This window comes from Candidatus Izemoplasma sp. (assembly GCA_036172455.1).
GTDB lineage: Bacteria > Bacillota_I > Bacilli_A > Izemoplasmatales > Izemoplasmataceae > JAIPGF01.
Genome location: JAXKVY010000006.1, coordinates 1 through 12,019 on the forward strand (window position 1 = coordinate 1; position 12,019 = coordinate 12,019).

Annotated in this window: 13 protein-coding genes; 1 reads left to right on the top strand and 12 read right to left on the bottom strand. The window is 33.0% G+C overall.

Annotated elements, in window-relative coordinates; all coding sequences use genetic code 11:
- Positions 1-152 precede the first annotated feature (152 nt).
- Together UMR38_07515 and UMR38_07520 are read right to left on the bottom strand one after the other, a co-directional pair.
- Complete coding sequence (locus UMR38_07515; protein ID MEC9485708.1) at positions 153-1,001, bottom strand: DUF6544 family protein; 849 nt, start codon at positions 999-1,001, stop codon at positions 153-155.
- Positions 998-1,456: a MarR family winged helix-turn-helix transcriptional regulator gene (locus UMR38_07520; GenBank protein ID MEC9485709.1), complete on the bottom strand. Its 459-nt coding sequence runs from the start codon at positions 1,454-1,456 to the stop codon at positions 998-1,000. The genes UMR38_07515 and UMR38_07520 overlap by 4 nt, the downstream gene beginning before the upstream one ends.
- A gap of 147 nt (positions 1,457-1,603) precedes the next feature.
- On the opposite strand from UMR38_07520, the gene UMR38_07525 reads away from it, so the two are divergent.
- Complete coding sequence (locus UMR38_07525; protein ID MEC9485710.1) at positions 1,604-1,831, top strand: hypothetical protein; 228 nt, start codon at positions 1,604-1,606, stop codon at positions 1,829-1,831.
- Positions 1,832-2,102: 271 nt separating this feature from the next.
- Here the strand turns inward: UMR38_07525 and UMR38_07530 are convergent, their stop codons facing one another.
- The 10 genes from UMR38_07530 to UMR38_07575 form a co-directional block, all read right to left on the bottom strand.
- Positions 2,103-2,921, bottom strand: coding sequence for a type I phosphomannose isomerase catalytic subunit (locus UMR38_07530; protein ID MEC9485711.1), 819 nt, complete (start codon positions 2,919-2,921; stop codon positions 2,103-2,105).
- A 130-nt stretch (positions 2,922-3,051) separates the two neighbouring features.
- The gene (locus UMR38_07535; GenBank protein MEC9485712.1) at positions 3,052-3,318 is read right to left on the bottom strand and encodes an HPr family phosphocarrier protein; all 267 of its coding nucleotides are present in this window, start codon (positions 3,316-3,318) and stop codon (positions 3,052-3,054) included.
- A 5-nt stretch (positions 3,319-3,323) separates the two neighbouring features.
- Complete coding sequence (locus tag UMR38_07540) at positions 3,324-4,001, bottom strand: transaldolase family protein (GenBank protein ID MEC9485713.1); 678 nt, start codon at positions 3,999-4,001, stop codon at positions 3,324-3,326.
- On the bottom strand, positions 4,001-4,954 hold the full coding sequence (locus UMR38_07545; GenBank protein ID MEC9485714.1) for a transketolase family protein: 954 nt from the start codon (positions 4,952-4,954) through the stop codon (positions 4,001-4,003). The genes UMR38_07540 and UMR38_07545 overlap by 1 nt, the downstream gene beginning before the upstream one ends.
- Positions 4,951-5,766 (bottom strand): transketolase, encoded by an 816-nt coding sequence (locus tag UMR38_07550; GenBank protein ID MEC9485715.1) that lies wholly within the window; start codon positions 5,764-5,766, stop codon positions 4,951-4,953. Before UMR38_07550 ends, UMR38_07545 begins: the two co-directional genes overlap by 4 nt.
- A gap of 80 nt (positions 5,767-5,846) precedes the next feature.
- The gene (locus UMR38_07555) at positions 5,847-7,202 is read right to left on the bottom strand and encodes a PTS ascorbate transporter subunit IIC (protein ID MEC9485716.1); all 1,356 of its coding nucleotides are present in this window, start codon (positions 7,200-7,202) and stop codon (positions 5,847-5,849) included.
- A gap of 25 nt (positions 7,203-7,227) precedes the next feature.
- On the bottom strand, positions 7,228-7,521 hold the full coding sequence (locus UMR38_07560; GenBank protein MEC9485717.1) for a PTS sugar transporter subunit IIB: 294 nt from the start codon (positions 7,519-7,521) through the stop codon (positions 7,228-7,230).
- A 1-nt stretch (position 7,522) separates the two neighbouring features.
- Complete coding sequence (locus UMR38_07565) at positions 7,523-9,562, bottom strand: BglG family transcription antiterminator (protein MEC9485718.1); 2,040 nt, start codon at positions 9,560-9,562, stop codon at positions 7,523-7,525.
- A gap of 231 nt (positions 9,563-9,793) precedes the next feature.
- Positions 9,794-10,555 (bottom strand): DeoR/GlpR family DNA-binding transcription regulator, encoded by a 762-nt coding sequence (locus UMR38_07570; protein MEC9485719.1) that lies wholly within the window; start codon positions 10,553-10,555, stop codon positions 9,794-9,796.
- A gap of 797 nt (positions 10,556-11,352) precedes the next feature.
- On the bottom strand, positions 11,353-11,925 hold the full coding sequence (locus UMR38_07575) for a TetR/AcrR family transcriptional regulator (GenBank protein ID MEC9485720.1): 573 nt from the start codon (positions 11,923-11,925) through the stop codon (positions 11,353-11,355).
- Between the last annotated feature and the right edge of the window lie 94 nt (positions 11,926-12,019).

Below are 12,019 nucleotides of genomic sequence, written 5' to 3' on the forward strand. Positions count from 1 at the left end.
CTTACCTCTATTATACCATTTATCAGTGCTTATCCCTAGTTTTACTTATCCACGTGGATAACTTAAAACTCCCCATTAAAAAAGTACCTGATTTTCATCAAGTACTTTGTCAACAGTCTGAGAGACTTAGAAATTCTAAGTCTCTTTTTCGATTAATCAATATTATAAGTTATGCTTTCAACTTGTAATGTAATATATGTAAAGTCACCTGATTCATAATGCCAAATACCTTTCCCCGCCTTAGGTAAAGTCAAATCACCTACAGTATGATACGTAGATATTGGGGTAGACCAAGGCACATTTTCTTGCAATCCCTCGTCATCCAACACAAGCCGATCTTGACTAATAAAATTCACTAATTTACCCTCGTCATCAAATTGTAATTCTGCTGAAATAGTAATTTGATTGTGTGTAAAAATCGCTTGCACAGTACTATTATCAATTGTTTCCCATTGTATGTTGTCACGAATCAAAGTTTGTGGGGCAAACACAACCATATCATTAAAAAATGTTACTGTTTCAGCCTTTTGCATTATCTCTCCTGATTCATCGACAACTTTAAAGACATCAAAAAACTTAATTTTCATCGATGCATCATCATTATGATAATGATGTAACCCCGAGACTTTCATCCGGTTTAACCAAAGATCCATATAGAATAATCTAATGCCTTGGTTGATAAAACTCGTTTGTTCAGCTTTGTAGGGTGAAAATTCTCCATCTTGTTTCATCTTCATTTCTCCTGTTAACTCAAGTTGAAAATTTGTTACATGTGGTGTTCCTACAACTCCGACATAATTTAGGTAGTTTTTGACTAACGTAGGAAGATGTTCCAGATCCTCATCTGTGATGAGTTTTTGACTACCTTGTGTCTGATGCTCTAATCCCTCATTCAGCAAATCATGATAACGTCTTTTTGTTGTATTTAATAACGATAATATAACTATAGTTGTTAATGATGTGACAACTAATATAAGCAATATTTTATATACTATGCTCATGACTTCTCTCCTTTTTCTAGTGCATTAATATTGTTATTAATGTCTTGTAATAGTCTAATGAACTCTACCATTCTATCTTTAGAAATTCCAAAAAAGATAGATTGTAATAAAAGTGCATCATCCTTATCTCTATTTTGCCAATAACGCTTAGCTTTTTGACTAAGTTGGAGTAGTCTAAAACGTGAGTCATTAGGGTCTTTTTTAATTTTCAAAAAGCCATTCTTCTTCAATTTTAAAGCAATTTGTTTTACATTTTGATGACTTGTTCCAAAACGCTTAGATACCTGCGAGTAGTTTGGTACCTCATCAAAAGAATCTATAACAATCATTAAAAATAGCTGTTTAATCGTAAGATCATCATATTTTAATAATTGGTCAAATACTTTTTGCATCTTATTTGATAGTTGAAAAAAATATGCAATAGCATCTTTGTCTAAGTCTTGTTTATTATTCATAAACTCATCTCCTATATATATGTAATATATTACCTATATATTATGTAATATATTACATATATACTGTTTTGTCAACTATGTTTGAATCTTTTTTTTGGTTTCATATGTCTTCGTGATATAATGATTTACAAAGAAGGAGTGATTTATATGTTTTCAAAGCGTCATATGACAGTTGTTGATTGGTGGATATTTTTCTTATTTATGGCTATACCACTTGTTAATATCGTTGTCTTTATCTTGCTATTACTTTCATCTGGTACCAATAAGTCGCTAAAGAATTACTTGCTAGCTCTTATTCTTCCAATTCTTATAGTTATTGCATTATTCGCCACAGGCATTATGGGTCTTGGTATCTTTGGTGGCATGGGTGGATAAATGAATGCTTAACAATCATAGATCTCACATTGTATCTAGTCGTGATGAATTACTTATTTGGTAATATCGCGTTTATGATACATATGTGACATAGCTATGCTGTTCATTCTGTGTTAAAAACCATATCCTATTTGTTTTATACCCATCTAATTTCTTATTTACTTGTCATGGACATCCGTCTTAAAGATGACATACTTAACCGAACACACTTGTATATCAAAAATAAGAGATATAGCCTTTTTCGAAGGGCTATATCTCTTTTCTTATAGTATTACAAATGGATAATGATACAATCCATAGGTCCAGATAACTTATAGACTGTTTTTGATGGAACAAAGTAACAATGGTGTTCTTTTACCGTGTCACTGTTCAGCTTTCCAGACCCTTCTGCGACATAAATAAATGTGCCTGTTTGATCACTTGTCGACTTGATCATTGCTGAGACTTTTATATGATTAAACTGGTAGTACGGAGTTTTTTGATCTCTATAAACCGTTTTGTTGGGGACTTTGATTGATTCATATGCTTGTTTAGTATGAATCTTACGTTTGTGTCCTTGATATAATCTGTTATAATCATACACTCGATATGTTGTATCTGATGCTTGTTGTATTTCAAGTACAGAAGTCTTTTCACATATCGCATGCAATGTTCCTGGATATATCGTTAAGATATCATAAGGCTTAATAGAAATACGCTGAATAAGTCGGTCGTATGCCTGATTATTCATGAAGTCATTCAAGCTATGCTTGTTCTCAGCGTGATGTCCATAAACAATTGTATCGTTGACTGTATTCTTTAATATTATCCAACTTTCAACTTTGCTATCATGACCATATTTATCCGCAATGTCTTTAGGTGGATGAACTTGTATACTCAGTTTATCATCCGCGATGATTTGTTTTATGATAATCGGGTAAGTTGGCTCAGACATATTCCCAAACAATGCATTATGCTCCCTATAGAATCTCTTAAACGAATAGATTCTTCCCTGATATACCACTTTAGATACTTTCTTTTTAAAATCAGATACAAACCACAGTTCTTTTCCCCAGAGTTTGTCTTCAACATACGGAATCATTTCAATCATTATTATCACTCCTAAAGACGAAAAAGATGATGAAGTATGGAGGTGCTTCATCATCTTAGGTACTGTCTTTACATACAATAAATGGTAGGAATTATGCCAATAAAGACAGTTATATTTGTTAAGCTAACGCTTAATCAATAATGTCATGTTCCTTCAATACACTTGTTAATTCTTCTAACAAGATTTCTTCACCATCACCAATGACTTCGATGTTAAACTCCGCATTATGTGGAATACCTAAGCTCATTAAAATCATAATGGATTTTAATGTTGATTTTTTATCCTTATAGACGATGTTTACATCACCATCAAACGTCATTGCTTTTTTGCACAAGATTGACGCAGGTCTTGCATGGAGACCAGCTTCATCTGTTACTTTGTATGTTTTTGTTACCATATCGGTCACTCCTTATAGATTGATGGTCCAACTTGACCAAAACGTTCAGTAAAATGTTGGGTGAATTGCTCAATACTATTAGACGTTGTTTCAGTATTGACAAGATTATCAAATAACTCTGGTGAGACAGTCACACTGTCACATCCTTTTAATATTGATTCATTTATTTGATAAGTGCTTTTATATGAAGCACCAATAATCTTCGTCTGATAACCATCTCGTTCAAAGATAGCATTAATATCGTTAATCACCGTGTTACCATCGATACCTGTCAATGAGGTTCGATTAACGTAGAAAGCTAGATACTCAGCTCCTGCCTTAGCTGCCATAATCCCTTGGTTAAGACTTGTAACTGCCGTTGCGGTAATCTTATATCCTGCTTTAGATAACTTATATATAGCTTTGATTCCATGATCTGAAACTGGAATCTTTAGATATAAGTCTGATTGTATTACTTTCTTTAACAGGTTAGCTTCTTTTATCATATCTTCAAACGTCTCAGAGGTTAGTTGTATATGAAATTGTCTACCATCAAGTAACGTATCAAGGTTTTTTAGAATATCTAGATACGCCCCAGATTCTTTACTAATGATTGTTGGATTAGTCGTTATCCCATCAATTGGATAATATGATAATACCTGTTCAATTGCTTTTTTATCTGCCGTATCTAATAAATATTCCATTATAGATTCTCCTTTACCGCCTTAACAATATCTTGTGGTGTTAACTCGTACTCTTCTTCTAAGAAGTCTTGTGGACCTACTTGTCCAAAACGATCTTTAACACCTAATCGTTTTACTTTAACAGGATGTGTTTCTAGAGCTTCTAATACGGCACTTCCTAATCCACCTATAATGTTATGATTGTCACAAGTTAAAATAAATCCTGTTTTATCAGCATATTGTTCTAACAAGTCTTTATCAATAGGTTTGATTGTGAACATATCAATAACCGATACATTTATCCCTTCTTGCTCAAGTGTTTTACTTGCTTTAAGGGCACTTGCGACCATCATACCACTTGCAACAATTGTTGCGTCGATACCTTCTTTAAGGACAATACCCTTACCAATTTCAAACGTTGAACCTTCTTCATACACACCTAGTGTTTCTTTACGGACAATACGGATATAGCTTAACATGTTTTTATCGTTTAACTGTGTTAAAACATCTTCAAACATTACAGGATCGGACATTTCCAAAACTGTCATGTTCGGTACAAGTCTCACTAGCCCTAAATCTTCAAACGGCATGTGAGTTCCCCCGTTATGACTTGCACTAACCCCTGCATCACTACCAATGATTGTGGCGTTAAGATCACTGTATCCTAAACTGAGAAATAATTGATCGAAGGCACGACGTGTGGCAAATTGTGCAAAGGAATGAATATATGGTTTCATACCACGGATATTTAATCCTGCAGCTACGCCCATCATATTCTGTTCCATGATTCCTATATTAATCGTACGCTCCGGAAATTTTTTTTGAAAACCACTTGTTTTAATAGACCCCATTAAATCTGCTTCTAAAAGTACTACACGGTCATCCTCTTTTGCTAATTTAACCATTGTATCATTATACGCAAGGCGCATTTCTTTTTTGGCTGGTTTAAACTCTTTTTTTAATTTGATACTCATGCGAGCTCACCTTCCCATTTGTTAGCTAAGTCTAATAATAAACGTTTCTGTTTGTCATCCATACGTACATGGTGGTTTGAGGTATCGCCTTCTAAGAAATCTACACCTTTAGCTTTAACGGTATCTAATACGATACAAGTTGGTACATTTTTCGTTTCTCTAGCCTCATTGAAAGCAGATTTTATAGCTGCTTCATCATGTCCATTAACACATAATGTATGCCAACCGAATGCCGCAATTTTACGTGTGATATCTCCTTGATCACAAATATCACGAGTATATCCATCAAGTTGCAATTTGTTCTCATCCACTAGTAATACAAAATTATCTAATTGATGATGGTTTGCAAACATGATAGCTTCATAAACTTGACCCTCATTCAGTTCACCGTCACCAACCATACAATATACACGGTTGTCTTTACCTTGAATTTTAAGTGCTTTTGCGATACCCGCCGCCGCACTAATACCTTGTCCTAATGATCCTGTCGTCATATCAACACCAGGTGTTTGATTTCGATCGGCGTGGCTTGGTAATTTTGTATGGGGTTCATTTAATGTTAATAATAACTGCTTATTAAAATATCCCTTTAATGCTAATGTACTATAGAGTGCAGGACCTGCATGCCCTTTTGATAAAACAAAATAGTCACGCTCTTCCCACGAAGGATTCTTTGAATCAATATTCATTTCACCATTATACAGAACACTTAACGCCTCAACAATAGACATGCTTCCTCCTAGATGTCCAAACCCTCTTTTAACTAGCATTCGAATGATTTCAATTCGAACACGCTTTGCAAACTCTGTCATGTTATAACTCACCTCATATTATGTTAACTTGTTTTATGCAGATTAAAAGGGGAACGTGAATTCCCCTTTTTATGTTTAAATTACTCCGGTGCTTCTGCTTTTTCAGGGACAACGTAATGATATACAATTGGAGCTGCAAATGCAACAGCAATAAAGACTAATACTGCCCATTTACCCCATAATGCAACATTACCTAAGACAATACCAGTACCGATAAAGTCAGCATCACTAAATGTGGTGTTAGCAAATCCTAAATCTCCCAATACAGGCATTAATAATAATGGTAAGAATGTAATAACAACACCATTAACAAATGACCCAACGACAGCACCTCTACGTCCACCAGTTGCGTTACCAAATACACCAGCAGTAGCCCCAACAAAGAAGTGAGGGATAACACCAGGTAAGATAACTGTTCCGTTAAGCGCGATTAAAATTAACATACCAACGATTCCACCTAAGAATGAAACCAAGAAACCAATTAATACGGCGTTTGGCGCATAAGGGAATACGATTGGACAGTCAAGTGCAGGTTTTGATTCAGGTACGATTTTGTCCGCCCATCCTTTGAAGGCAGGAACGATCTCTGCGATAACCATACGCACACCGGCTAATACGATGTATACACCAGCAGCAAAGATTAACGCTTGAATAAATGCAAATACGATGTAGTTTTCACCAATACCTAATTCATCTGCAACGAATGCAGGTCCTGACATTAATGTTACGATTAAGAACATAACAAGCATTGTTAAACCAATAGCAACACTACTGTCACGTAAGAATCCTAGCCATTTAGGGAACTTCATTTCTTCTGTTGATTTAGAATCTTTACCAACAATTTTCCCTACTTCTCCACTTAACCAGTAAGTAATGCTTGAGAAGTGTCCAAATCCGATTTCATCATTACCAACAATTTTCTTCATAGTAGGATCTGCGATAGCTGGGAAGATAACCATTGTTAACCCTAGCGCCAATCCACCAAATAGGTAAAGTACGAATCCTTCTAAACCAGCAACTGTTAATACAACACCAATTAAGGCAGCCATATATAACGTATGATGACCAGTTAAGAAGATGTACTTCAGTCTACTGAAGCGTGCGATAACGATGTTGGCAATCATACCAATTACCATGATAGCAGCTGTAGCAGTTGCATAATCATTTAATGCAAGTGATACAATTGCTTCATTATTTGGTACAACACCTTGTACACCGAATGCTTCTTGGAATAACTGACCGAAATAGTCTAATGATCCGACTAAGATGCCAGCCCCTTGTTGAAGGATGATAAATCCAAGTACAGCTTTCAATGTTCCACGAATAACTTCGTGCGCTGCTTTTCTTTGTGCAATAAGACCAATTAATACAATGATTCCGATTAAGATCTGTGGTGCACTAAGCAAATCAGCAATAAATTTGATAATAGAACTCATGAAATAATCTCTCCTTTATATTTTTTTATTCTACTAATCCTTTGTCTTCAAGTAATGCTTCAAGTTTTTTACGTAATTCTTCCTTATCCATAATGTTGTTTAATGACAATGTTTCACCAAATTTTTTACAGTTATCTTCTAAGTCAGACCCGCATACAATTAAGTCTGCAACACCTGGCCAAGCACTTCCTAAATCCATATGCTCAACATCAATTTCAGTTAAATCTAAATCCTTTAATACATCCTTTACATTCATTTCAACTAAGAAACTACTACCTAACCCACTTCCACAAATGCATGCAATCTTATTAATTTTCAAATTAATCTTCCTCCTTCGAATGTTTTTCGACTAACTGTAAGACATCCTCTTTCGTTTTTGCAGCTAGCAATTCATCTAATGATTCCATAAACAATCTTGATAATTGTTGTAATGCCAATAAATGTTTTTCATTATCTGGTGCTGCTAAAGTTACAACAACATTAACTTCTCGATCATTTTTACCATGGAATATTACTGGTTTTTCGAGTAGCAACATTGACATACCTAAATCATTAACACCATCTTCAGGCCGTGCATGACTAATTGCTATTTTGTCCGCAATAACGATGTAAGGCCCTAATTTTTTTACATTCTCAACGACTTTATCTAAATATTTGGGTTCGATATATTTTTCTTTTAGTAACGGTTCTCCACTTTTATATATTGAGTCTTCCCAGTTTGTGACTTGATTTAAAAAAATGATTCTTGACTTGGTAATAGTTTCTTTTAACATTGGTTTTCTCATCCTTCCGTATTGTCTTGGTGTCGGACGTCTTTCAGACAATCGTTTTAGTATTTTACGCCTTACAACTTCCCGCTTATCTTTGGGAATATAATCATTAATATCATCAATAATTTTATTTGATAAGGATACTTCAGCTTGATTCGGATAATATACGCCCAATTTATTTACAATTTTGTCTTTATCTCTTTCTGTAAGAACAGAATGTACTTGAACTGTCTTATCTGCAATTGATTCATCATCTAAAGGTATGGTTGAAATAATATAGTCAACTTGATTCTTGTAATCATCTATGTCAGCCTTCCGGACAACATCGATAATATCAATTTGACCAAGCAAATATTCCAACTCTTTTTTCAATAATTTACTTGTTGCAATACCATTAAGACACACAAGCAATACCTTAATCATAGGGAAATCACGCTTCTCACGTTTCATATAACCACCAAAGTGCATTGCTATGTAGGCTACATCATCATCCCCAATCGGATATCCTAAACGTTGTTCTAAGGTATTACAAATTTGTCGTGAAATGGTGGTAATTTGAGGGTAATTTTCAAATATCTCATCTTTTAGCTCATTTTGGAAAATAATCCCGTATTTGAACCGAAACATTGCTTGTTTCATATGAAGATATAAATGATCAAATAATCCTTGTTCATCATCGAAATAAATCAATGTAAGTCTTGAAAATTCACGAATCATGAAATGAACAATCTGTGTAATACTCGCATCATCATAATTTGCTATTTTCGGATTATCCTGAATACGCATTCCAAGAAGTTGAAGAGCGATATATTTATGCTCATTGGTCATCCAATTTTCAGTAAAAACCTTGCATATAGTATCGTACTCACTGGAACGAGTAATCAATTCTGTATCTTCTTCGTCAAATACTATGTGATCAATACCATTTTTATAAATCATGGCTAACATAATAGATAGATATTCAATTGCATTATCGACATATTTAATATTTAAAATAGATTCTGATTCTTCAAAGTATGGTTTTATTAAGTTAGATTGATGAATGTCAAATAAATCATATGTATTTATCTTTAGTAGATATTCATAACTAGAGATAAGCATTAATGCAACACTACGCTTTCGTAATGGAGTACCATCAATTACATATCCTTTATTCTGATCAAATTCTAATCCGAGATTATAAGTTGATAGTAGTCCTTTGACTTCTTTTATATCTCCGATAATGGTATTTCTCGACACATCAAACAGCTCTTCAAAGTGACTAACTTTAATCACATCGTTTGAAAATAACATAACTAAACTCTCGATAGCATTACGTTCTTTTTGAGTACAAAGATAGTAATTCTGTATTTGCTTTTCAAACTCACCATTCAATTGATTTTTAATTGAATCATCAACTTTGAGCCCTGTTTGGCGTTCATTAACAATTTCAGGTAGCTTCATCGATGTTAAATAATCATTGATTCGCGAAAGTGAATAATACACACTGCGTTGTGATATTCCAATAAGTCGAGATAAGTCATTTACATTAAGTCTTTGGTGTGATGAGATTAGCAACTTAAGAATATAGTTATCTTTATAATCCAGCATGTCAAACACCTCACATTTACCATTATATCTACTACTTTGTCAAGATTGAAGACCAAATCGTTGCAACAAGATTGACATTTATATAACACATTATGAAAACGCTATCTTTTTCTTACAAAAATGAAAGGCCTTACTTTAGCCCTTGAAGGATTATGAGTTGCTTACACAAATGATTGCAAAAAGGCATCATAATTTTTTATATAAAACCACAAGAAGTTGATAGTATTAAGTTTATTCAAAAACTTCAAAACATCGAACATCTTGTGCTTGACAATAATCTTTATAAGCTTTTGATAATGAGCCCGCGGTAATAATTCCGTCTATTTCTTTCAAATGACCAAATGTTACAAGCGATGCATTACCAATTTTAGAATGATCGACGAGCACGTAATTTCTCTTACTATTTTCCATCGCTATTTTTTTCAGTTCAGCGTCTATAGCAGTGTAATTAGTTAATTGAAAAGTGTTTGTAATGCCCGTCACAGAAATAAAGGCTTGATCAAAATTAATAGATTTTAATTGTTCAATTGTAACAATACCGCATGTTGAATTTGTCTCTTTGCGTATTTCTCCACCCAACATAATAACAGTAACATTATCTTTATCTAATAGTTGATTCATAACAAAAACGTTGTTTGTCACAACAGTTATATTAATATTCTTTATATATGTAGGGATGTATGCAGTTGTTGTTCCACCATCGATGAAAATGAAGTCGCCATCATCAATCATTGATGCTGCCTGCTTAGAAATTTGTTGCTTATCTTTTTTATTTAATGTGTTTCGATTGGAATACAATAATGTTTTATTGTTACTTTCTTTAATAGCTACACCACCGTAGTTTTTAGTAACTATTCCCCTTTTAGTCAGCTCATTTATATCTCGTCTAACAGTATAAACAGAAACGTCAAAGACCTTACTTAACTCCTTGATTGTAGCTGTTTCATGACGAATTATATAATCAACCATTTTTTTTAACCTTGACTCCTTCATAACTCTCCTCCTGAACTATATTTTAACAAAATATCTAAGCAAAGTAAACATTAATTGCTCGTATTTTGCTATGTTTTTTATAATTTAGTGGTCATTATATTGCTATATGTTGCACAACTTGAATATTTACTAATAATTAGATTGTAATAAATTATAATTTAGACAAGTAATTATATCAATGCACTTATAATATTAAATAATGCATTAATTCAAGTTATTAAAAATTCAGTGAATTGTGAACATCTGAGAAGTATTTATTCCTGACATTCTTGTAACTGCTCCAGCAAGTAATTTGGGTGGAAAAGATCAACAGGTATAAACTATTGCAAAAAATAAACTAGTAGCTCATCTCGGTCTAAAGTTTTTAACAGGAAAATTGTGTGATATTTAATAACACTTAGTTGATACTCACCAAATTATTAGAATGACTACATAGTGATGTGGCACAAATTTATAACGATAATAATTTACAATTTTTGTTACTTTTTTCGAATCTTCTATTCAATTACTATAGCAATACTAACATAATTTACTTTCGCTCTATTTTCAGTATCCATGCTAGTATTAGTCGCTCATTATTGTTATCTTGCTTACTACTAAATATACCACATCTGTAATTAGTTATGATCCTATTAAAAAACTACACCCACATTTTCATAGTTTACTATGTCTTATTAGTTAGTGTAGTTTGATTAAAAAGTCTTTTTTAAATTAGTGATATATGGATATATTAGTATATATAGAGATACAAGATGCCTCTATTTATAGCCTTGTGAAATAACCTAATTAATAAGTTTTTATTTACGTTTGAATCCATTCCAAAACAAATCAAATGAATCATTAATAAAATGATTGATATCATCAATTTCTTCTTCTAGTAAAAAGCGTGTTGCAGCATGGATAGACCGATCAATAAATATTAAAGAATAATCAGGAAATTCATGACAAATTGAATTAGGGGATATTGCATTGAATATTTCACTTTTAAATTGTTTGTTCATAATAAGTGATGCATTAGTTTTATAAATATTTTTAAACGGAGAATGATCGAATAATTCCAAATAATAGAATTCCTTAGGATTTTGATACCCCCACAATACTATTGCACGGTACATAGACTGCAATTGATCGTGTTGATTATCATGTTCATCTAGAAGTTCCAAGAAGGTGTCTCGTAGGTGAACTTTGATGTCGATATAAATTTGTTCAATAAGATTCGCTTTTGTTTTAAAGTGATTAAATAGTGTTCCTACACTCACATGTGCCTTTTTTGCAATTAAAGAGGTTGGCGTAGAATGAAAACCATTATTTACAAAAAGCATCATCGCCGTTTCAATAATATGTCTTCTTTTATTTTTAATAACCATCATTTCATCTTCTTTCCATTCAAAATAATACGCCTATAAAATGATTTTGTCAACCAGTTTAAATAAAATATTTTTATGTAAGTACTTACATTGACCA